Raw genomic sequence first — 23,736 nt, forward strand, 5'->3', positions numbered from 1 at the left:
TTCTTGGGGCCAGTGGTTTGTAGTGTCAGATGATGAAATTACTGAACCATTAGCTGGATAACAGAGGCTATATTCAGCATTCAATAGACATCTTGCAAAAGTTAGTTACTTTTGCAAGATGTTGGGGAAAGGTTAAAGGTTAAAGGTTAAAGGGTAAGGGAAAATTCCATACCTTTACCCTTTACCCCTTACCCTTTTCCCCTCTTCTGCAAGAAGTCTAATGATATGGGTGCATCTAGTTATTGATTATGAATCAGCCTACAACAAAATCTTGGCAAGAAGTCCGCACTGCTTTTAAAAAAATCTGGGGTTATGAAGATTTCCGTCCACCACAGGGAGAAATTGTCAGCAGTTTATTGGCACAGAAAGATGCGCTGATTATTATGCCCACAGGTGGCGGGAAGTCGATTTGTTTTCAACTTCCCGCATTGCTACAAACAGGATTAACTTTGGTAGTTTCGCCCTTGGTGGCGTTGATGGAAAACCAAGTTCAGGAATTACTACAAAGCCACCAAAAAGCAGCACTTTTGCATAGTGAATTATCCTCATCTCAACGCCGTGCAACTCTGCAAGCTTTAGAACGCCAACAGCTAAGATTACTTTATTTATCGCCCGAAACTTTGCTTAGTGTCCCAGTGTGGGAAAGATTATGCGACCCGCAATTGCAAATTAATGGTTTGATTTTAGATGAAGCTCATTGTTTAGTACAGTGGGGTGATACTTTTCGCCCAGCTTATCGCAGATTAGGGGCGGTGCGTCCGGCATTGCTCAAATCAAAACCACCAGGAACAAAAATTAGTATCGCCGCTTTTACCGCTACTGCTGACCCCTCAGCCCAAAAAATTATTCAAACAGTTTTACAATTACAGCAACCAGAGATTTTCCGCTTGAATCCTTACCGTCCGAATTTGCATCCCAGCGTTCGCATCGCTTGGACACCACGAGGTAGGAAACAACAATTATTAAAGTTTATTCAAAATAGACTGCAACAATCGGGATTAGTTTATGTTCGCACTCGGAGAGATAGCGAAGATTTAGCCCAATGGTTAGCAGAGATGGGTTACGCTACAGCTAGCTATCATGCAGGATTGGGTGCAACAGAACGCCGTGAAGTAGAAGCAAACTGGTTAAGTGGCAAAATCCCCTTTGTTGTGTGTACCTGTGCGTTTGGTATGGGGATAAATAAACCAGATGTTCGCTGGGTTGCCCATTTTCACGCACCGCATCTGCTATCTGAATATGTGCAAGAAATTGGCCGCGCTGGAAGGGATGGGAAACCCGCCGAAGCGTTAACGTTGGTGAGTGAACCTACGGGGTGGTTAGATTCAGGGGATAAGCAAAGACAGGAGTTTTTTCAAGAACAAATGCGATCGCAACAACAAATAGCGCAGCAACTTGTGAAAAAATTACCAAAACAGGGAGAAGTGAATGCAGTAACTCGACAATTTCCCGAAGGTGCAACGGCACTAGCTTTACTCCATAGCAGTGGCCAGCTAAACTGGCTCGATCCTTTTCATTACAGTATTGGGCAAAAAGCCGGAAATCAGCCACCGACGCAATTACACGCTGTTAAACAGATGCAGCAATACCTAACAACTAAGCAGTGTCGTTGGCAGTTTTTGTTAAATGCCTTTGGTTTTGATAAAGAAGCAGCTAACCTGCGTTGCGGACATTGCGATAATTGCTGTCAATGAGTATCAAAGCCTCATTAACGAGTATAAAAGGTGGATAAACGGAGCTAAAAGCCTCGTTCACGAGTATAAAAGGTGGATGAACGGAGCTAAAAGCCTCGTTCACGAGTATAAAAGGTGGATGAACGGAGCTAAAAGCCTCATTCACGAGTATAAAAGGTGGATGAATGGAGCTAAAAGACTCGCTCACGAGTATAAAAGGTGGATGAACGGAGCTAAAAGACTCGTTCACGAGTATAAAAGGTGGATGAACGGAGCTAAAAGACTCGTTCACGAGTATAAAAGGTGGATGAACGGAGCTAAAAGCCTCGTTTGCGAGTATAAAAGACTCGTTCAGGAGATCAATACCTTATCCCTTATTCTCCAGCTAGGTTCATCCAATAGGATGAATTGTCATTTTCACCACCAAGTGACAATAGGGTAGTCAAGTAGAGGATAAAAAGATGTCATCTGCTCAAGCGCCCTCCCTACCACCGTTGATTCCGCGCGAAATTCTGTTTGGGAATCCCGAAAAAACTAGCCCACAACTCTCCCCTGATGGCAAGTACTTGGCATATATCGCCCCTGATGAAAAAAATGTCTTGCAGGTATGGTTGCGAACTATAGGACAAGAAGACGACCAGATACTAACTGCCGACAAAAAGCGCGGTATCCGCATTTTCTTCTGGACTTATAACGCCGACCAGTTGATTTATATGCAAGACTCGGATGGCGACGAGAACTTTCACCTCCATTTGGTTAATATTCACTCCAAGATTGTGCGTGACTTAACGCCATTCCAGGGTGTAAAAGCAGAACTTGTGGAACTGGAACCGAAATTTCCAGATCAAGTGCTGGTAGCGTTGAACTTGAACAATCCTCAAAAGTTTGACGTTTACCGCATCAACCTTAAAAATGGTGCGGTTGAGTTCGACACCGATAACCCCGGTAATATTATCAGCTGGACATCTGATGCTGAGTTCCAAATACGTGCAGCAACAGCTAGCACACCCGATGGTGGTTATGACCTCTTATTGCAGAAATCAAATAAACAGTGGGAAATTCTTCGCCACTGGGGACCAGAAGAAGAAGGGAATTCTGTTAGCTTCTCAGATGATGGTAAAAATCTTTATATTCAAGGCAATCACGATGCTAACGCCAAACGTCTGCTAGCTGTTGACTTAGATAGCCGTCAAGAAACTGTCATTGCTGAAGATGAGCAGTATGATGTCGTGGGGATAATTATTCACCCATTGACGCGAGTTATCCAAGCAGTTTCTTTCTACAAAGATAAACAAGAATGGCAGGTAATTGACCAAAGTATCGCCACAGATTTTGAGGAAATCGCTAAGGTGCGTCCTGGAGAATTCTCTATAATTAGCCGCGACTTGGAAGATAAAACCTGGCTAGTAGCTTATAGAACTGATAATGGGCCAGTTTATTACTATGCCTACAACCGAGATTCGAAAACTAGCACTTTCCTCTTTAGTAACCAACCCAAACTCGAAGCGTTGCAGTTAGCTTCAATGCAACCAATTTCTTACGAAGCGCGGGATGGCTTAACTATTCACAGTTACCTGACAACTCCCGTGGGAATACCTACGCAGAATCTCCCAACAGTACTGCTGGTTCACGGCGGTCCTTGGGCGCGGGATACTTGGGGTTTCTCTCCCACAGCGCAATGGCTAGCTAACCGGGGTTATGCTGTGCTGCAAGTGAACTTTCGCGGTTCCACTGGCTACGGTAAAGCATTTTTGAATGCTGGGAATCGGGAATGGGCTGGTAAAATGCACGATGACTTGATTGACAGTGTTAACTGGCTGGTGGAACAAGGCATTTCCGATCCGCAAAAGATTGCGATTATGGGCGGTTCTTATGGAGGTTACGCCACTCTGGTAGGATTAACTTTTACACCAGAAATCTTTGCTGCTGGCGTGGACATTGTGGGGCCAAGTAACCTCATTACCCTGATAGAAACTATACCGTCCTATTGGGAACCATTGAAGGCAATGCTTTATCATCGCGTTGGTAATTTAGAGACAGAAGAGGAGTTTCTGAAATCGCGATCGCCTTTATTCTTTGCTGACCGAATTCAAAAACCTTTACTCATCGGTCAAGGTGCAAACGATCCGCGAGTGAAACAATCAGAAAGCGATCAAATTGTCAACGCAATGCAACAAGCTGGTTTACCAGTGCAATATGCACTTTACACAGATGAAGGACATGGTTTTGCCAGACCAGAAAATCGGTTGCACTTTTTTGCGATCGCTGAAGAGTTTCTCGCCAAATACTTAGGCGGCAGATTTGAACCTTTGGCAGATATTCCAGGTCATTCAGGAATAGTTAGATAAAATTCAGTCTCAAAAATCAAAAGGTGGTTAGTGATTTTCTTTAACCACCTTGATACTTGTAAGACCGAAGTCTAACGATGTATTCAAGCACTTTTGATTTTCTCTAATCTATTTGCAATTTTGTCAATAACGTTTTGTTCAGGTAAGGGATTCGTAAAGCGATAAAGTTATGTTCGGCAGCACTTTCCATCTTCTAGCTGCTCTAACTGAGGGGTATTTATCACCGTTATCATACTTGCGTCATACTTTATTTCGTCTTACCAGTAAACTTAAAATACTGTCTCATGAATTCGTAATTATCTGATTTAACAAAGCTTAGGTATTGCTTTCTCCAGCTTTGAGTACTTGCTCTACAGTTAGCTGTAATTCTGGGAAAATAGTAGAAGCGCTCGCACTGTTTCCTGTAAATCTGGTTTCTTCATAAAACCCGTCAACTAATATCAGTACGGTAACTACATTTGTTTGTGGATCGACAATCCAATATTCAGCAATTCCCCTCGCGGCATACTCGGAACGTTTGTAGCGATAGTCCCGATCTTCGTTAGCTTTGCCAGGAGAAACAACTTCGACAACTAATGCTGGAGGAGGCATATCCAAAGTGATTGTAGATCGCGTTGCACCTTCTAAGGCTGTTGCTAGTTCATCCGTCAACACAACAAAGTCAGGAATGCGAGTTGTCGCACGAGAACCAGCAACAACAATTTCAACTTTGTTACTTAACCGATTAACGGGGACGAACTTGAGGAAATTTATCAGCAAAAAGAGAGATATCTGGACATTTTTTGGGCTTTCAGGTGGTATTGCAACTAACTCAACTGCCACCAGTTCATATTGGCTATCCGTGCCATCATCATACTTAAAATATTCCTCAAGTGTTAGACGTTTGCCAGCGATCGCAGTCATATCAGGTCAACAGAAGTTACGTACTAATAGTTTACCAAATTCATCAATCCTGATCTATTATTTAAAACCACAGATAATTCATGGGTATTTATCTGTGGTTATATTTTCATCAAATTGACTTTTGCAAATTTAGCAAATGCCTGATTATTTAAAGCGATCGCTTCCCTAAAATTGTTGCAAAAATCTCAAATCACTAGCATACAAGCGACGAATATCATCGATTTGGTGTAACACCATTGCAAAACGTTCTACACCAAAACCGGCAGCAAACCCAGTATAAACTTCTGGGTCATAACCCACAGACTTAAGTACATTTGGATCGACCATACCGCAGCCCATCACCTCCAGCCAGCGACCATTCCACTGCAAATCCACTTCAGCCGAAGGTTCAGTAAACGGGAAATAACTGGCGCGGAAGCGAATAGGTAAATCGCCAAATATTGCTTGTAAAAATACTTTAATTGTGCCTTTGAGGTCAGTAAAAGTTAGTCCCTCGTCAATGGCTAAAAGTTCTATTTGATGGAAAACTGCTGAATGAGTCGCGTCTACATTATCTCGCCGATAAACTCGCCCTGGAGCCACAACCCGAATTGGTGGTTCTTCTCTTTCCATGTAACGAATTTGTACTGACGAAGTATGAGTGCGGAGGAGATTCCCATCTGGCAGGTAGAAGGTATCCTGCATATCACGGGCGGGGTGGTCAGGCGGGGTGTTGAGAGCCTCGAAATTATAATAATCTGTTTCCATCTCTGGCCCTTGAGCTACGGTGTAACCCATACCAACAAAGATATCCAGCGCCCGGTCGATAATGCCATTGAGGGGATGAATGCGACCTTGGGGGCTGTAAATTCCCGGCATAGTAACATCCAGAGTTTCCGCCTCTAGCTGTACCTGAATTTGAGCGGCTTCGAGGGCGACGCGTTGCTGGTCTAGACTAGTTTGCAAAGATTCTTTGACTGTATTGGCGATCGCTCCAACTTTCGGTCGTTCCTCTGCGCTCATTTGCCCCATACTTCGCAACAGTGCCCCCAGTTCCCCTTTCTTACCCAGATAGTTAACTCTGAGTTCCTCCAGACGTTCTAGGGTGTCGGCGGCTGCGATCGCTTTTTCTCCTTCCTGCCGCAGTGCTAAAAGTTGAGCTTCTAAATTGCTAGTCATTAGTTATTAGTCATTAGTCATTAGTCATTAGTCTATAGTCAAAAGCTGTGAACTGCTCGATAAATCAACTTATAGGCAAGGGGCAAACTTCCGCCACAATGTACTGGAGAGTATAAATGTTTTTTTGGTGCTTGTGACTTCAGACATTGACAAATCGCTAATAACAAATAACTAATAACTAATGACCAATGACCAATGACCAATGACTATGAAATTACTAATTAGCAACGACGACGGCGTTTCTGCTTTGGGGATTCGTACCCTAGCCAACTACTTGGCAGAAGCAGGTCATGATGTTAGTGTAGTTTGCCCAGATCGAGAGCGATCGGCAACTGGACATGGATTAACTCTCCACCAACCCATTCGTGCCGAAATTGTGGAGTCAATTTTTCATCCTGCTGTCAAAGCTTGGGCTTGCGATGGTACGCCTTCAGATTGCGTCAAATTGGCGCTGTGGGCTTTGCTAGATACTCCTCCCGATTTGGTTCTCTCTGGCATTAATCAAGGTGCAAATTTGGGAACTGAAATCTTGTATTCTGGAACTGTTTCGGCGGCAATGGAAGGTCTAATTGAAGGTATTCCCAGCGTGGCCCTAAGTCTTATTAGTCATACATCTAAAGACTTTCAACCTGCTGCTAAGTTTGCCAAAATTCTCGTAGACCAGTTAGCCCAAAAACCTCTACCAGATTTAATGTTGCTCAACGTTAATATTCCTGCGGTCAAATGGGAAGAAATTGCCGGAGTTACTCTCACCCGTCAAGGCCTACGGCATTACATTGATGTGTTTAATAAACGAGTCGATCCTCGTGGAAAAACGTACTATTGGTTAACCGGAGAAGTAGTTGAGGATGTGGAACCTCCAACTGGATTAAATCTGCCTCAAAATGTACCAACAGATGTGCAGGTTGTAAGTAAAAACTACATCAGTATAACTCCGTTACAATACAATCTAACTTACGCAACTGGACTAGAGAAATTGTCTGATTGGGAATTCAATTTTCCCTGAATCATTTGATTTATCAGGACAAAACTGGAGTTATTCAAATGCATCAGAGAAAAATGTAGGCTATAACGTAGGGGCACTCTTGAAATAACCGATACACATTCACCCCAAAAGCTAGAAAATTCTCCCTGACAGTATTTCATCCACATTTACACAATCAGCCAGAAACAGGGTATGCTGTTTTACCAAGAAATCTTCCCTCTAATACAATCGGTAAGACAGCATAGACTTAGACAATTTAAGTAGTAATTTTTCCAGTTATCGCCCGCTCAGTCCAGCAAGCAACACCCATGTCTAGGATAGAGAATCAATTTACCGTACAATTTTGGGGCGTTCGCGGCAGCATCCCCAGTCCAGGGCCACACACCGTTCGCTACGGCGGTAATACCCCTTGCATATCAATGCAAGCGGGCGATAAACGCTTAGTTTTCGATGCTGGCACAGGGCTACATGTTTTAGGGCAATCTTGGTTGCGCCAAATGCCGTTAGAAGGTCACATATTTTTTACTCACTCTCACTGGGATCACATGCAGGGTTTTCCCTTCTTTACCCCAGGATTTGTCAAGGGAAATGACTTTCATATCTACGGCGCGATCGCACCTGATGGCTCGACCATAGAGCAGCGCCTCAACGATCAAATGTTACACCCGAACTTTCCCGTACCCTTGCAGATTATGCAAGCCAATTTAAAGTTCTACGACATTCGACCGGGGCAACCAATCCACATCGATGACGTTACCGTAGAAACAGCACCTTTAAACCATCCAGGAGAAGCCGTAGGATACCGTGTCAACTGGCGTGGTGGTGCTGCTGCTTATATTACTGATACCGAACATTTTCCTGACCGACTCGATGACAATGTGCTGTGGCTAGCTCGTAATGCTGATATTCTGATTTACGATTCCACCTACACAGATGAAGAATACCACTCCCCAAAAACCCCAAAAATTGGTTGGGGACATTCTACCTGGCAAGAAGCGGTGAAAGTGGCACAAGCTGCTAACGTCAAAACTTTGGTAATTTACCACCACGACCCCGCCCACAATGACGACTTTTTGGATTGTGTAGGGCAACAAGCCTCTGAGAAATTTCCTGGTGCTATTATGGCACGGGAAGGAATGGTACTTCAGATTCCTACCTCAGTAGCCTTATCAGAATCTTTTCCTGTTAGTAAGTTTTCTTCCTAAAGATTGCGATCGCAGGAATTGGAGATTTTAGATTAGATTGGTGATCAGAAGCTTTCAGCGCGAGAGCGTACCTGTTGGCTGCAAGGTGAGACAGCGCTGCCCAGAGTTGTCACGCCAACCATAGGATAAGGGCGACAACAGGAGGATAGACTTTATAGATTCACCAACACAGCCCAGGCACCCACAAGACCCTCTCTTGCGGCTGAATGAGGTTTTACCTCGTTGCAGTCTCAACAAGGAACTAGAGCCTTTTTAGCTCTGGTATTTGGGGTATCTGGAATTAGCAATTAGCTGTCAACCAATTTTGGATTTTGGATTGAAACAGACAACAGTCTTCTCTGCGAGACGCTCTGCGAACGTCCCGCTACAAGGTTCGGGTATTAGTTCTGAAGATTTTGGATTTGTTCTGCCTATTAAGAGCGAGGAATGAACCAAAAAATAAAAATCTAAAATCTAAAATTAGTAGTCAAGCTGATGGCATAAGATCCCATCTGGGGCTACTTCCCGTGGGTTAGGCTTTTGGCTGATAGCTAAAAGGGGTGGCATCAACACCCTGGCTGATCGCACAAGACCTCATGGGCAGTTGGTGAATGTCCTCCTCAAGGCGGTTTACCATAAGGTAGCTTCCTGCTGATAGCTAAAATAAACCTAAAATCTCAGAATCCACGTGCTAAATTTGTCTCAAAATGGGTGTTCTGTGTGGGTTGCTTCTTCGAGCGAAGGGCTGCTAACGCCGACTGCTGTTGCCCTTGGCAAGTTTGATGGCGTTCATCTTGGTCATCAAAGGGTAATTCAACCAGTCTTGCACCCTGGCGATCGCTTGTCAGTAGCCAGTAGTCCCCAGTCAAAGGAAAATCAACAACTAACAAATCAAGAATATACTTACTCAACAGTTGTCACCTTTGACCCCCATCCACAGGAGTTTTTTACGGGGCAACCCCGGACATTGTTAACGCCACTGGATGAAAAAGTCCAACAATTGCGATCGCTTGGGGTAGAACAACTAGTATTACTACCCTTTGACAAAGAATTATCTGCTTTGACCCCCGAAGATTTTGTCCAAAAAATTCTCGTCCAGCAACTGCAATGCCAGCGAATTAGCATCGGACAGGATTTTTGTTTTGGCGAAAAGCGCAGTGGCACTGCTAAAGATTTGCAATTAATCGCCGCCAAACACAATATCCCCGTTACCATCGTTCCCTTACAAACTTATACAGGTGACTCGCCCACCCAAAGCAGTTGCGTTAGTACTAATCCAACTCAAGATGCCCGCATTAGCACTTCATTGATCCGCCAAACCCTTGAGCAAGGCGACATCGAAAACGCAAATTTACTACTAGGTCGCCCCTATACTCTCTTTGGTGTTGTGGTTCAAGGTCAACAATTGGGTAGAACAATTGGCTTTCCCACCGCCAATCTCCAACTACCAAAAGAAAAGTTTTTGCCCCGCCAAGGAGTTTACGCTGTCCGTGTTTTTACTCTTAGTGAAACATCAGATGCTGCTTCTAGTGAGAGCTTGGGCGTAATGAACATCGGCAACCGCCCAACTGTAAATGGTACTTATTCATCTGCGGAAGTACATTTATTCGATTGGTCTGGTGATTTGTATGGCAAAAAACTGGCTGTGGAACTAGTTAAATTTTTGCGCCCTGAACAAAAATTTCCTTCTCTAGAAGCCTTAAAAACACAAATTCAACTTGACTGCGTTGTTGCTAAAGAAGTTTTGAGTGCTGAGTGGGAACAATAGATAGGGCATGGGGCTTGGGGCATGGGTTATTAATTCATCTTCCCAATGCCCAATTCCCAATTCCCAATTCCCTACTCCCCACTCCCCGCACTGCATGAGAGAAAAAATTGACGCTTTAACACAAAATCTGGCTCTTACCATTGTTGGCAAAGCTGAGGCAATACGCTTAGTGCTAGTAGCCTTGCTAGGTGGTGGTCATGCCCTACTAGAAGATGTTCCTGGTGTTGGTAAAACCCTACTCGCTAAATCTCTAGCTCGTTCACTGGATGGTAAATTTCAACGCCTACAATGTACCCCCGATTTACTGCCAACTGATATTACTGGCACTAACATTTGGAACCCAAAAAGCGGCGAATTTACTTTTCTTCCTGGGCCAGTCTTTACCAATATTCTCTTAGCTGACGAAATTAACCGCGCTACACCTCGCACTCAGTCAGCTTTGCTGGAAGTTATGGAAGAACATCAGGTAACAGTTGATGGTGTCTCTCGTCCAGTTCCCCAGCCCTTCTTTGTCATTGCTACTCAAAACCCGATCGAGTATCAAGGTACTTTTCCCCTGCCGGAAGCGCAAATGGATCGGTTCATGTTGTCGCTGAGTTTGGGCTATCCTTCAGAGGCAGAAGAACTCCTGATGCTGCAAAATCTCCAAAATGGTGTGAAGGTTGCTGATTTGCAGCCTTGTATTACCTTGGCAGAAGTACAGGAATTGCGTTACATCTGCTCTCAAGTAAAAGTGACAACTTCTTTGCAACAGTACATCCTCGAATTGGTACGGACAACACGCCAAGATGAGGAAATCGCCCTTGGTGTCAGTCCGCGTGGCACATTAGCATTACAACGGGCTGCCCAAGCGCTTGCTTTTTTATTAGGGCGTGATTATGCCATTCCCGATGATGTGAAGTTTCTCGTTCCTCACGTTCTTTGCCATCGCCTTATTCCTAGAGGAGGACGCAACACTAGAACTGTTGTTGAGCGATTATTGCGATCGGTTTCTATTCCTTGAGGTAAAAAAGGTAGATAAGAGTTGTTTCTCAATCTTGGTCTAATTGCTTTCTCTTGAAATACCACTAACAGAATCTGAAATCCAATGCAACCCTGTATTAAAGGAAGGGATAGACTTAAATTCCCTTCTCTTGCTTGGATTTCAAATGTTAGAATTTCCTACAAAATAAGATAGAAAAAAATTAGTGAGTTATGAAACAGGATTGATGCAGAAACTACAAGTATTTTGCTATTGACGATTTATTCCAGGTTGGATCGAGGAGTATATTAGTACAAATTAAATCTAAGATATTTTGGCTGATTTTTTTATTGAGTCAGGTTAAAACTACCAAGATATTTTTCGTTACATAGCCAGGAGTGTGCCACTGTAATTAATCTTAAGAGATGTATAAACGCAGAGCTGCTTGCCATTACTAAAACTACTTACACAAAATTTGAAACACTACCAATACTGCGTAAGTCCTATGATTAGCACAAGCGCCACTTTTAAATATCTGGGAATGTGAGGAATGTCAATTTTTGTTAAGCGCAAAACCCGCGATGAGCTACGCTCTGCCCGAAGCGATGCCTACGGCGGGCTACGCCAACGCCAAGCGTTACAGCAAAGTGCCGAACGCGAGTTCAAACGCCAATTTTTCGGTTTACTTCTGGTAATTGTCACGTGGAGCCTAGCTATGGGTTGGCTTCTAGCCTTGGCAACTAACGCTCACAGCGCTACTCCCCCCGTCGAAATTGGCACTGTTGACGTAGTACCTGCACAGTACCAACTGGGGCAAGAGCTGTATTTGGAAAACTGCTCCACCTGCCACATTGCCTTACCACCAGCCGTTTTACCCACCCAAACTTGGAAAAATCTCCTACAAGACTCGCAGCACTACGGCGCACAACTAAAGCCTTTGGTCGATCCGCCGCGCATTTTGGTGTGGAAATATCTTTCAACTTTCTCGCGTGTGCAGCGAGACGACGAAGAAACACCCTATCGCCTCAGTAACTCACGTTATTTCAAAGCTTTACATCCAGGAGTTAAGTTACCACGTCCCGTCCAGCTTGGCAGCTGTGTCAGCTGTCATCAAGGCGCTAGTGACTACAATTTTCGCCGCCTGTCAGCAGAATGGAAGTGAGGAGTAGAGACACGATTAATCGTGTCTCTACAGGAGTTAGGAGTTGAAAAATTCATAACTTATAACTCATAACTCTATTCCCCCACTCCTTCTCTGGCCCCATCTGGGGGCAAAATGATACTATGAAGAAAGACTAAATATAAGATAAGAGTTAAAACCAATCAGTTTACTAAATGATTGGCTAGTTTTTCTCCTGTTTTTGAGGTAATTCTCATTTGACACCCATCCACAACCAAGACGGTTGGGTTGGGTTAAATGTTTATAATCAATGCCGAACCTTTAATCCCCATCCCCCTTGATTCAGTTCTATAATCTGCCATGCTAAAACTTTTGTTGGGCGACCCCAACGCTCGTAAGCTTAAAAAATACCAACCTTCTGTTACTGAAATTAACCTTTTAGAGGAAGAAATTAAGGTTCTTTCCGATGAGGAGCTAAAAGGTAAAACCGTCGAATTTAAACAACGACTCGCCAAAGGTGAAGCCCTGGATGACCTTTTGCCAGAAGCTTACGCCGTTGTTCGGGAAGCAGGACGGCGAGTGTTAGGCTTGCGGCACTTTGATGTCCAACTCCTTGGCGGTATCATTTTGCACGTAGGGCAAATTGCCGAAATGAAAACTGGTGAGGGTAAAACGCTGGTAGCAACCTTACCAAGTTATTTAAATGCCTTGACTGGTAAAGGTGTACATGTCATCACCGTGAACGATTACCTGGCTCGTCGGGATGCTGAATGGATGGGACAGGTGCATCGATTCTTGGGATTGAGTGTGGGGCTAATCCAGTCAAGCATGACTCCCACTGAACGCCAGAAAAACTACGATTGCGATATCACTTATGTCACCAACAGCGAAGTCGGCTTTGACTACCTGCGGGATAACATGGCGACATCAATGGCAGATGTGGTGCAACGTCCGTTCAATTATTGCGTAATTGACGAGGTAGACTCGATTTTGATTGATGAGGCGCGGACACCTCTAATTATTTCTGGGCAGGTGGAAAGACCTACAGAAAAGTATCTGCAAGCCGCTGAAATAGCATTCACACTCAAAAAAGACGAGCATTATGATGTAGATGAAAAAGCTCGTAACGTGCTATTGACAGATGAAGGCTTTGCGGAAGCCGAAAATCTTTTGGGAGTTACAGATTTATTTGACCCAGAAGATCCTTGGGCACACTTCGTTTTCAATGCGATTAAAGCTAAAGAACTTTTCCTCAAGGATGTAAATTACATCGTCCGCAATGGGGAAGTAGTAATTGTGGATGAATTTACCGGTAGGGTATTACCTGGACGGCGTTGGAGTGATGGTCTACACCAGGCTATTGAAGCTAAAGAACACGAAGAGATTCAGCCAGAAACTCAAACTCTAGCGACAATTACTTATCAAAATCTTTTCTTGCTGTATCCAAAACTCGGTGGAATGACCGGAACAGCAAAAACGGAAGAACCAGAATTTGAAAAAATTTACAAGCTGGAAGTTGCGGTAATTCCTACCAACCGTGACAGAAGACGCGAAGACTTGTCTGATATGGTCTTTAAGACAGAACCAGGCAAGTGGGGTGCGATCGCTAAAGAATGTGCGGAAATGCACGAACTCGGCAGACCTGTGTTAGTGGGAACCACCAGTGTAGAAAAATCCGAACTTCTCAGCCGATTGCTGAAGCAGCTAGAGATTCCCCACGAATTACTCAACGCTAGACCGGAGAATGTCGAGCGTGAAGCGGAAATCGTCGCCCAAGCTGGACGGAAAGGTGCTGTCACCATTGCAACTAACATGGCTGGTAGAGGTACAGACATCATCTTGGGTGGTAACTCCGAATATATGGCACGTTTGAAGCTGCGGGAATACTTTATGCCCCGCATCGTCATGCCAGAAGATGAAGATAGCTTTGGCGTTCAAAGACCAGCCGGATTGCCTACAGGACACGGTGGTGGTCAAGGCTTTGTCCCTGGCAAAAAAGTCAAAACTTGGCGGGCTTCACCAGAAATTTTCCCCACCCAATTAACAAAAGAAACAGAGAAACTACTCAAAGATGCAGTAGAAATTGCAGTACGAGAGTATGGCGATCGCAGTTTACCGGAACTGGAAGCTGAAGACAAGGTAGCTGTAGCTGCTGAAAAAGCTCCTATCGACGACCCTGTGATTCTAAAATTGCGGGAAGCTTACAACCGCGTTAAACAGGAATATGAACAATTTACTACCCGTGAACATGATGAGGTAGTGGGAATCGGTGGTTTGCACGTAATTGGTACAGAACGCCACGAATCGCGGCGGATTGATAACCAGTTGCGCGGACGTGCAGGTAGACAAGGCGACCCTGGAACCACGAGATTTTTCCTCAGTTTAGAGGATAACCTACTGCGGATTTTTGGTGGCGATCGCGTTGCTGGGTTAATGAATGCTTTCCAAGTGGAAGAAGATATGCCTATCGAGTCTGGGATGCTTACCCGCAGTTTGGAAGGCGCACAGAAAAAAGTCGAAACCTACTACTATGACATCCGTAAGCAGGTATTTGAGTATGACGAGGTGATGAACAATCAACGTCGTGCTATTTATGCTGAACGCCGACGGGTTTTAGAAGGTCAAGATTTGAAAGAACAGGTAATCAAGTACGCTGAAAAAACGATGGATGACATCGTTGATTACTATATCAACATAGACTTACCCTCAGAAGAGTGGGAGTTAGAAAAGTTGGTTGAGAAAGTCAAAGAATTCGTCTATCTACTAGCAGACTTGCAACCAAATCAATTAGAAGATATGACAGTCGGCGAGATTAAAGCCTTCCTCCATGAACAGGTGCGGATTGCTTACGATCTCAAAGAAGCGCAAATTGACCAAGTTCAACCCGGACTCATGCGTCAAGCGGAACGTTTCTTTATTTTGCAACGCATTGATACCCTGTGGCGGGAACACCTGCAACAAATGGATGCCTTACGCGAATCAGTGGGATTACGCGGTTACGGGCAAAAAGATCCACTAATTGAGTATAAGAGCGAGGGTTACGAACTCTTCTTGGATATGATGGTCAACATCCGCCGAGATGTGGTGTACTCATTGTTTATGTTCCAACCGCAGCCACAACAGATGATGCAGGCATCATCAGAGATGGTGTAAGTAGAGAATATCTCATGCAGAGACGCAGAGGCGCAGAGGCGTTTTTGCGTCTTTGTATTTTAAAGCATCTCTCAAAAATATTTTGTTTTCAGGAGTTTGCTGAAATGGGTAAGCTGATGCTACCAAATCTTCAGGGTAAGCAAATGGGGCAAGTAATAGTTACCCTTACTGTCACGAATCGAATTGATCAAGTTTTGGCTCAACGAGGCTTTATTTCTTCGGGGGAAGTTCGCTCTTATACTCTGGATAATGTTTTAGTTGATACGGGTGCAACTTTGCTGTGTTTACCTGCTAGCATTATTAGTCAACTAGGTTTAGTCCAAGGTGGAGAAGCCCAGGTAGAGACTGCTGCTTGAGTGCAGCAGGGGCGAATTTTTCGAGATGTAGAACTAAGTATTGGAGAACGTCAAGGAACCTTTGATTGTCTGGAACTCACAGAAGTACCATATCCCCTTTTGGGTGTAACGCCAATGGAAGTTTTAGGGTTAGAACCAGACCTTAAAAATCGGAAGTTGCGGATTTTACCGATGAATTCTGAGCAAACTTATTTGAGTGTATTGTAAGCGATCGCTCTACATTAAATCTTAAAAAGATTGGATAATTTTAGTAGTGCGATCATTTATCTTTGCTCAATGCACTTCAGGCAAACCTAATAAATTAAAATTTGTGAAAAAATGTGCTGTATTTCATCTTATAAGACTGTAGACTCAATGGTTTAACTCCTCACTTCACTAGACGATAGATTTAAGTATTAGCTATGATATGAGGCGTTATTTGTTCCCAGCAAACCAATCTTTTAATCACTACTAGGCGCATTTATCCAAAAAATAATATGGTTAATCGACGATACTATTCTACACGTACAGGTAAAAATCCAGATGCGGTTCGCTTTGATTTGCCAATGCTTTGTCGTTTATTTCGAGATATATATTTGGAGTTTAGATCCAACGATTATTTTCAAGAGGCTTTCGGTTATGAATGCGTAGATGAGGGAGAAGTAGCAGGTAAATTAGGAGGTGATATTGAAGCTCAAATGTTTAGAAGTTTGCGAAAGCCTAACTTATGGCAGATCCAAGATAAGTGCTTAAATTATAGTGAAGACGATTTCTTCGATGTAATCGAATTATTACATGATTGGATATCCAAGCCTATTGATGGTTCCCATCACAGTTATGCTAATTGTGGTTGGCACTATCATACATTTGATAAAAAAGCTGGTCAGAAAGAATTTAGGGATAAAATAAATGATATTCTTTGCGACTATAAAGATGGTTATGAACTCTCTGAAAAGGGTGAAATTTTAGAAAGAGCAGAAGAAGGACTAGATTTACTTTTTGAAGCAAATTTACCTACATGTGATCCAGAAAATATTGAAAAAAAAGTGGAAGAAGCTATTCTCAAATTTCGGAGATATCGTTCATCTCTTAATGACAGGCGTGATGCTATAAGGGACTTAGTAGATGTATTAGAGTTCCTTAGAGTCAAAATTAAGAAGGTAATTACTTCTAACGATGAGAGCGATTTGTTCAATATTGCTAATAACTTTGGTATCCGTCATCATAATGAAAAACAGAAAACAGGTTTTGATCAAGCTATTTGGTACAGTTGGATGTTTTATTACTATCTAGCAACCATTCATGCTTGTTTGAGATTGATAGAGAAAGCCGAAGCCAAAAATCTTTGACCAAGTTACTTGAGAATGTAATAGCGGAGCATAAGCCGCGTTGCGTCTACGCAAAGATGATATAACTTCCTGAAGCTGAACAAGATGTGATCGCTTATACTTGGCGTAGTTTTGGGATTGTCTGTGGTGCGATCGCAAAGTAAAATGCTTTATTTAAACAGTCAAACACAGCCTTGCACAATTAATGAAAAAGCTTCTGTTTATCTGTAGCCAGAATCAATTGCGAAGCCCCACCGCCGAGGCTGTGTTTTCTGAATATGAAGGATTTGAAACGGACTCGGCAGGTTTGGATCGCTATGCCCAAGTACCATTATCAACAGAAGCTATTCGATGGGCTGATATGATATTTGTGATGGAAAAATCCCATAAAAGCAAGCTATCAAAAAATTTTCAGCCCTTTCTTAAAGATAAAAAAATTATCTGTTTAGATATACCTGATGACTATGAGTATATGGAACCAGCTTTAATTGAATTGTTAAAGCAGAAAGTTTTACCTTTATTAAAAATTAAAAAATGAATATTCAAGAAGCTTTTAATGCTGCCGCAACAGATTACGATAGCTTACGTCGTGTTTTAATTCCCTGTTTTGATGACTTTTACAAAACAGCTGTTGAAATCATCCCAAGCGAGCGCATCGCACCGATAAAGGTTCTAGATTTGGGTGCTGGTACTGGACTTTACTCAGGTATGGTGCAATCTGTTTTCCCAAATGCAGAGTTCACCTTACTAGACTTAGCCCCTGAGATGTTAGAGAAGGCTAAGTTGAGATTTAGCAAAATGGGTAAATTTCCCAAAATCTTAATCGGTGACTACATTGATACTGATTTGGGTGATTCCTACGACCTGATAATTTCTGCTTTATCAATTCATCATCTGTCAGATTTTGAAAAAGAACTTCTTTATCAACGGATTTATGATGTCCTCAATCCTGGAGGGATATTTGTCAACGCTGACCAAGTTCTCGGCAAAACCCCTGATTTAGAAAAACTTTATCGTCAACACTGGTTAGATTCTATCCGTGCTAAGGGTATCTCAAAAGAGGATCTTAAAGCTGCACAAAAACGCATGGAATACGATCGCATGGCAACCCTTGAGATTCAACTTCACTGGCTAGAAGCAGCTGGGTTTCAAAATGTGGATTGCTGGTACAAAAATTTTAGCTTTGCGGTTTTTGGTGGTTATCGACCGACTATTTAAGCACTATTTTTGTAATCAAGATTCCATGCAAAATTGATTATTTGCCAGAACAGTAGCTATTAATTTCCTTAACTATTGAACTTTCTTCGGTACTACTTTTTTTCAGAGATACCAAAAAGCCCTTTGCTGCTGGTAGATTCTTTTTATCTATAGCTCCTGCGGCATTATTCAATTCCTTGCTGATGTTCTGATAAAGTGTGATAAAGCGCCCTTGAAAACCTTGTAGCTTTTCATCTTTAATTTCGAGAGTTTTCATCTCTTGGGCAAGTGGATCTATCTTACCAGCAAGTTCAGTTAAAGCTTTAGAACCTTTTGCTGGATTGGGATTTTTACCAAATTCCTGACCTAGAGTAGATGCTTGATTTGCAACCTTGATGACTTTGTTACATTGGGCAACTTTACTTTCTCCACACCCTGCAAATAATAATGCGATCGCAGTAGTGACTGAAAGCATAAAACTTTGTTTAAATACGCGTTGCATAAATCCTATTATCTCCAACTAGGTTTTGGGAAAGTTGGGCAGCAGAAATAGATGGCCAGCGAAAATACTTTTTTCTAAAAATAATCTTGATTTCTGTTGCCCTGTTACTTTATACTTCATTTTCTCGATAACGTGTATGTAATTACACTTAAGTAGCAAAATTTAACATTCTATATTCGGGTTGCAGTTTATTGTCCCAATTTGGGAATTAACTTCAATGTCGCAGCAGTGTTATCTGTGACGTTCTTTTGTTGCGACAACATCTGGTGATATTCAATATTGCGCCAAGAGTCAACCATATCGTTGTAGTGGGTATGGAAAGCATGGCCTGATTGTCCAGGTGTATGAATTGCAACTGAGTTATCCAAATTTCCCAAATCTACGATCATCCGCAGGGAAGGAATATCTGTCACCTCAAAGGATTTATTTGCTCGCCATCGGTTAGCATTCACTGTTTCGCCGTTACCAGCAGTCGCAAATGCACCACGATTAAATAAACCTTCAATCGGTGCAACCCCAGATTTACCCAAAGTGGCATTACGGAAAGTAACAGTATGTAGTTTGCCCCAATTCCAGTTTTTCGGATCTTTGCTTTGAATCCGTTCTAGTTCATCCACGGCTTCTGTAAAGGATTGCCGCAGGATGTCGTCTCGGTTCTCAACTTTTGCGGTGTTGCGATTATCCCACCAAGAACTATTGGGCTGTTTTACCAAATTTGCTACCACAGCATACCAGCGATCGCCCCCATTGGGAAAGTATCTCTCAGGTAACTGATCGTGAAACGTGTCTCTTAGCAAGTGTTTCCAGAATACTTCAAACAAGGCAGCAGCCGATGATGTCAGTCCCAACTGCAAATTCCAATCTCGTAGAAGTTTTTGGGCTGCTTGCAAGCGGGGAGTATCAACAGTGATAGATTGCAGTAGTGGTACTAATGTTTGTGCATTGAGATTGAGATCGTCACCCTGTATCTGCTGCACATCTTCTAGAGAAATCGGTTCGGTTTGTTGTGAAATCATCTCAACGATGCGCTGTGCCCGATAGCCATAAACCCAATCTGCGGTAATTAAATAAGGATATTTACGCATCGCTAAATTATTGGCAGTAGCAATATAGCCTTGAGACGGATTGAAACTTTTGGGTAACTTCTCAAAGTCAATATAGCCTTGCCACTCATATTCATCCGTCCAACCAGGAACGGGATAACGTCCATTTCCCTTGGCACGAATGGGGAATTTACCAGGCATTTGGTAGCCAATATTGCCATCCACGTCAGCATAGACCAAATTTTGAGCCGGGACATCATAATTACTAGCAGCAGTGCGAAATTCTTGCCAGTTTTGGGCGCGATTGATTTGGGGAATAGCATACCCTAATTTGGAAGGTTCTAGGGCTGTCCAGCGCAGGGCTACGGCGTAGTTTTGAGGTATTTCTAAGGGCTGACTTGGCTGGAACTTCTTAAGATTGGGTGAAACATCAGAGAGAATCGGCCCATGTCGGGTATAGCGCACCGTTTGCACAATCGGCTGACTCCCCGCAACTTGAATCATTTCTTGCACGAGTTTCATATCAACCCATTTGCCATTTACCTCATACTGATTGGGATTTTTGGGATTGATTTTCTCGATATATAAATCCATCACATCAGATAGTACATTAGTTACACCCCAGGCAATGCGATCACTATGACCGATAATTACCCCAATCATTCCCGCAAAGGAAAAGCCTGTAACGTTGTAGGGACATTCTGCACTCTTAGATACACAGTGCAAACCAACCTCGTACCATATAGAGGGTATTTGCACACCTAAGTGGGGGTCATTTGCCAAAATTGGCTTACCTGTATCTGTAAGCTCACCGGATATCACCCAGTTATTAGAACCAATGCCTATTCCCGTAGGCCCAATGAGTTGTTCCAAAGCCATCATCGGCTTGGTAATTGACTCTATTACTTCCTCAATATCAAAAGCGGTGAATGGTGTCTCGTTAAAATTTTCATCCTCTCCTGTTTTCCCTTTTTGGAACTCAGGTAAAATCGCTGGCAAGTCTTGAGGATAAGGTGGATAAAGTTCTTCTACTTGAGTGGGAGTAAGGGTTTTAAGTAGTATGGCACGTTCAACTTCACTCTGGAAATTTGTACCCAAATCGTAAGCCATCACCTTCCCCCAAGTTAGAGAATGCAATATTTGCCAAGGTTCTGGCTTATACCCAGGATTGAGGAATTTTAGCACAGCGTATTCTAGACTCAGGGCGTTACCTTGATGCTCTTTCAGATAAGCATTGACACCATCTGAATATGCTTCCAGGTATGCCTTCATCTCTGCATTGATTTCCTGAATTTCTTGCTGCGCCACCCTCGCCCAACCCATTGTCCGCAGATATCTATCAGTGTCAAGCTGAGAGGAACCAAACATTTCTGAGAGTCGCCCAGAACCAATGTGTCGCCAAAAATCCATTTGCCAAAAACGGTCTTGGGCGTGGATATAACCTTGCGCCATAAATAAATCGTGAGAGTTGGCAGCATAAATGTGGGGAATTCCCCATTTATCGCGCTGGATGGTTACTTCAGCTTTGAGTTCAGGTAGTTGAATTGTGCCACTCTCTTGCGGAAAGGATTGGCGCACAGTGTAGGTGGCGAATCCCACTAACAATAGCCCCAGCACTAACAGCACAATTAAAGTTCTTTTGAGAATCCGAGGAAACCAACGTTTCCTGAAGTTTTTTATTTGGGCTTGCAGTGGCATTGTTTAGTGAAATCACACTATATTACAACGTTGATATTACAGTAGAGCGAGCAATATTAATTTGATGCCCACAAAATTCTGGAGAAACTCCTCTAAACAAGTTGGCTGGTTAGAAAAAGAGACAAGGGAGCAGGGGGCATAGAGCCTGTTGCGCTAGCTTCCCGCTCTTTACGACAGGACTTACGCAAAATAATGGAAAAACGTTCGCGTAGCGTGCCGGAGGCATACCGTAAAGGCGCATAGACGCGGAGCGGCTTCCCGCAGGGTAGGACACAAAGGAATAAGAATTTCAGAGAGTTATTGCGTAAGTTTTATAGGAGAGCCACTTAGTAGAAGTGGGGGACTTAGACCTATATTCCGAAGAAGCTTCACGACAGTAGGAAAGAGTGATTTCTCCCTGCGTCTTCGATTGAGCAATCATCTGGCAATTAGAGCGTTGCTGATTGCGTGCGGTATGAAAATGATTGTGCTTTGTGGTGAAAATCCTTGTAGAGACGTAAAATTTTACGTCTCTACATCCAAAATTCATACCTAGATTCAGCAATGCCGCAAATAGTTCAGTATTGATAGCCTACCCATCACAATAGGCTATCAATACTCTGTTTTTTCTTGACAACTTTATTGGTCAAAAAGCTTACTTCAAAGTTCCCAAAACGGGCCCTACCTCAACCTCTGAAATTTGCGGAACCAATAATCGATTAGCATAAATCTGAGGATTTGTTTGCGAGACTATGGCATAAGACTGGCGAAGATTAGCATTCACTGCCACAGTCTTCACGTCGTACATCTGCATCGCCATCTTGGGATAGAAACCAATACCAATAATCATCAGCAGAAAACAGGCAGCGATAAACACTTCACGGGGTCTAGCATCGTCGTAGACTGCATCTTCTGGCACGAAGCAATCTGTACCAAAACAAACTGTTCCCTCATCTTCTTGATTTTCTGATCCTGCATTATTAATGTCGCATATCAGCGCTGCACCCTGACCATAAAATACCTCTCGCAGCATAGAAAGTAAATAAATGGGTGTGAGGATAACTCCAACTGCGGCGAGAAAAACTGTGACAGTGCAGAAAGTTGAACTGTAAACGTCACTGCTTGTCATACCAACAAATACCGATAGTTCGCCAGCAAAGCCGCTCATACCGGGAAGTGCTAGAGATGCCATTGCTCCAATTGTAAACAGAGCAAAGACTTTGGGCATGGCTTGACCAATACCGCCCATATCTTTCATTACCATTGTGTGGGTGCGATCATAAGTAACTCCAGCCAAGAAGAACAGCACTGAGGCAATCAAACCATGCGAGATCATTTGCAACATTGCACCGTTGATTCCCAAATCAGTGAATGAGGCAATCCCAAGCAGCACAAACCCCATGTGGGAAATCGACGAATAAGCCAAACGCCGCTTCATATTCGTCTGAGCAAAGGAGTTTAATGCACCATAGATAATGTTGACAACACCCAGAATGGCTAGAACCGGCGCAAAGTAAATGTGTGCATCGGGGAGTAGCTCAAGATTCAGGCGAATTAGTCCATATCCACCCATCTTTAGCAACACACCAGCCAAAATCATCGATACAGGAGAGGATGCTTCGCCGTGGGCATCAGGCAACCAGGTATGCATCGGGAAAACAGCGAGCTTGACACCAAATGCAATCAATAACCCTGCATAAAGTAGCAGTTGTAGACCAAGGGGATATTCCTTATTTGCGAGGGCAGTTATGTCAAATGTCATATCACCGCCGCCGTATAACCCCATTGCTAAGGCTGCGACCAAAATAAATATAGAAGCGGCTGCGGTATACAACAAAAATTTCGTAGCCGCATAACGCCGTCTTTGTCCACCCCAAATGCAGACTAGTAGGTAGACGGGAATCAGTTCTACTTCCCACATAATGAAAAATAGCAGCAAGTCTTTGGCAACGAACACCCCAACCTGTGCAGAATACAGCACTAGCATTAAAAAATAGAAGAGGCGGGGGCGGTGATCGACTTGCCAAGCTGAAAAAATCGAGAGTGTGGTGACAAATCCTGCTAGAAGCACAAGTGGCACTGAAAGTCCATCAACTGATAATGCCCAGTTCAAGCCTAACTGAGGCATCCAGGCATAACTTTCTACAAGTTGAAAACTAGCATTGTTGGCATCGTAATGCTTCCAAAAGGCATAGCACATCAAGGCAAAGTCTGCAATACCTACACCCAGTGCATACCACCGCACGAGCTTGCCATCTTTATCAGGTAGCACAGGGATGAGCAGGGAAGCAACGAGTGGCAGCAAGACAATCGCGGTAAGCCAGGGAAATTGATCCGCTATCATGTATATGAGGAAAAATACTTATTTGTTCGTCAATTATGTCATTTTACTAAAGTGTGT

Annotated in this window: 18 protein-coding genes; 13 read left to right on the top strand and 5 right to left on the bottom strand. The window is 43.2% G+C overall.

What is annotated here, in order from left to right; all coding sequences use genetic code 11:
• Positions 1 to 248: 248 nt before the first annotated feature.
• Both IQ274_RS10215 and IQ274_RS10220 read left to right on the top strand, forming a co-directional pair.
• Positions 249 to 1,694, top strand: a complete 1,446-nt coding sequence (locus IQ274_RS10215) for a RecQ family ATP-dependent DNA helicase (protein WP_194142165.1) — start codon at positions 249 to 251, stop codon at positions 1,692 to 1,694.
• A 440-nt stretch (positions 1,695 to 2,134) separates the two neighbouring features.
• Positions 2,135 to 4,021, top strand: a complete 1,887-nt coding sequence (locus tag IQ274_RS10220) for a S9 family peptidase (protein ID WP_194142166.1) — start codon at positions 2,135 to 2,137, stop codon at positions 4,019 to 4,021.
• Positions 4,022 to 4,336: 315 nt separating this feature from the next.
• Here the strand turns inward: IQ274_RS10220 and IQ274_RS10225 are convergent, their stop codons facing one another.
• Both IQ274_RS10225 and pheS read right to left on the bottom strand, forming a co-directional pair.
• Positions 4,337 to 4,924, bottom strand: a complete 588-nt coding sequence (locus IQ274_RS10225; RefSeq protein WP_194142167.1) for a Uma2 family endonuclease — start codon at positions 4,922 to 4,924, stop codon at positions 4,337 to 4,339.
• Between the two features lie 165 nt (positions 4,925 to 5,089).
• Complete coding sequence (gene pheS / locus IQ274_RS10230) at positions 5,090 to 6,082, bottom strand: phenylalanine--tRNA ligase subunit alpha (RefSeq protein WP_194142168.1); 993 nt, start codon at positions 6,080 to 6,082, stop codon at positions 5,090 to 5,092.
• 208 nt (positions 6,083 to 6,290) lie between these two features.
• Between pheS and surE the strand changes: the two genes are divergently transcribed.
• The 11 genes from surE (at position 6,291) to IQ274_RS10280 (ending at position 18,134) form a co-directional block, all read left to right on the top strand.
• Entirely contained in the window at positions 6,291 to 7,088 is a 798-nt protein-coding gene (gene surE, locus IQ274_RS10235; protein WP_194142199.1) for a 5'/3'-nucleotidase SurE, read from the top strand.
• Positions 7,089 to 7,375: 287 nt separating this feature from the next.
• On the top strand, positions 7,376 to 8,272 hold the full coding sequence (locus tag IQ274_RS10240) for an MBL fold metallo-hydrolase (protein ID WP_194142169.1): 897 nt from the start codon (positions 7,376 to 7,378) through the stop codon (positions 8,270 to 8,272).
• Positions 8,273 to 8,939: 667 nt separating this feature from the next.
• A complete protein-coding gene (locus IQ274_RS10245) occupies positions 8,940 to 10,019 on the top strand; it encodes a bifunctional riboflavin kinase/FAD synthetase (RefSeq protein ID WP_194142170.1) in 1,080 nt (359 codons plus the stop codon).
• Between the two features lie 94 nt (positions 10,020 to 10,113).
• Positions 10,114 to 11,022 carry an AAA family ATPase gene (locus IQ274_RS10250; RefSeq protein ID WP_194142171.1) on the top strand — a complete coding sequence of 303 codons (909 nt, stop codon included), beginning with the start codon at positions 10,114 to 10,116 and terminating at the stop codon, positions 11,020 to 11,022.
• Positions 11,023 to 11,530: 508 nt separating this feature from the next.
• Entirely contained in the window at positions 11,531 to 12,142 is a 612-nt protein-coding gene (locus tag IQ274_RS10255) for a diheme cytochrome c (protein ID WP_228058131.1), read from the top strand.
• Between the two features lie 318 nt (positions 12,143 to 12,460).
• Entirely contained in the window at positions 12,461 to 15,253 is a 2,793-nt protein-coding gene (secA, locus tag IQ274_RS10260) for a preprotein translocase subunit SecA (protein WP_163929311.1), read from the top strand.
• A gap of 14 nt (positions 15,254 to 15,267) precedes the next feature.
• Entirely contained in the window at positions 15,268 to 15,609 is a 342-nt protein-coding gene (locus IQ274_RS37710) for a hypothetical protein (RefSeq protein WP_322745219.1), read from the top strand.
• The gene (locus IQ274_RS37715) at positions 15,610 to 15,816 is read left to right on the top strand and encodes a hypothetical protein (protein WP_322745220.1); all 207 of its coding nucleotides are present in this window, start codon (positions 15,610 to 15,612) and stop codon (positions 15,814 to 15,816) included.
• A 269-nt stretch (positions 15,817 to 16,085) separates the two neighbouring features.
• Positions 16,086 to 16,937, top strand: coding sequence for a hypothetical protein (locus tag IQ274_RS10270; RefSeq protein WP_194142172.1), 852 nt, complete (start codon positions 16,086 to 16,088; stop codon positions 16,935 to 16,937).
• A gap of 184 nt (positions 16,938 to 17,121) precedes the next feature.
• Positions 17,122 to 17,454, top strand: a complete 333-nt coding sequence (locus IQ274_RS10275; protein WP_194142173.1) for a low molecular weight protein tyrosine phosphatase family protein — start codon at positions 17,122 to 17,124, stop codon at positions 17,452 to 17,454.
• The gene (locus tag IQ274_RS10280) at positions 17,451 to 18,134 is read left to right on the top strand and encodes a class I SAM-dependent methyltransferase (RefSeq protein ID WP_194142174.1); all 684 of its coding nucleotides are present in this window, start codon (positions 17,451 to 17,453) and stop codon (positions 18,132 to 18,134) included. Before IQ274_RS10275 ends, IQ274_RS10280 begins: the two co-directional genes overlap by 4 nt.
• Positions 18,135 to 18,171: 37 nt before the next feature.
• Here IQ274_RS10280 and IQ274_RS10285 read toward each other — a convergent pair whose 3' ends face one another.
• From IQ274_RS10285 to IQ274_RS10295, 3 genes are all read right to left on the bottom strand, one after another.
• Entirely contained in the window at positions 18,172 to 18,615 is a 444-nt protein-coding gene (locus tag IQ274_RS10285) for a hypothetical protein (RefSeq protein ID WP_163929308.1), read from the bottom strand.
• A gap of 188 nt (positions 18,616 to 18,803) precedes the next feature.
• A complete protein-coding gene (locus IQ274_RS10290; protein WP_194142175.1) occupies positions 18,804 to 21,356 on the bottom strand; it encodes a penicillin acylase family protein in 2,553 nt (850 codons plus the stop codon).
• Between the two features lie 634 nt (positions 21,357 to 21,990).
• Positions 21,991 to 23,679, bottom strand: coding sequence for an NAD(P)H-quinone oxidoreductase subunit 4 (locus IQ274_RS10295; protein ID WP_194142176.1), 1,689 nt, complete (start codon positions 23,677 to 23,679; stop codon positions 21,991 to 21,993).
• Positions 23,680 to 23,736 lie beyond the last annotated feature (57 nt).

The sequence above is a fragment of the Nostoc sp. LEGE 12447 genome (assembly GCF_015206985.1).
Classification (GTDB): domain Bacteria; phylum Cyanobacteriota; class Cyanobacteriia; order Cyanobacteriales; family Nostocaceae; genus Nostoc.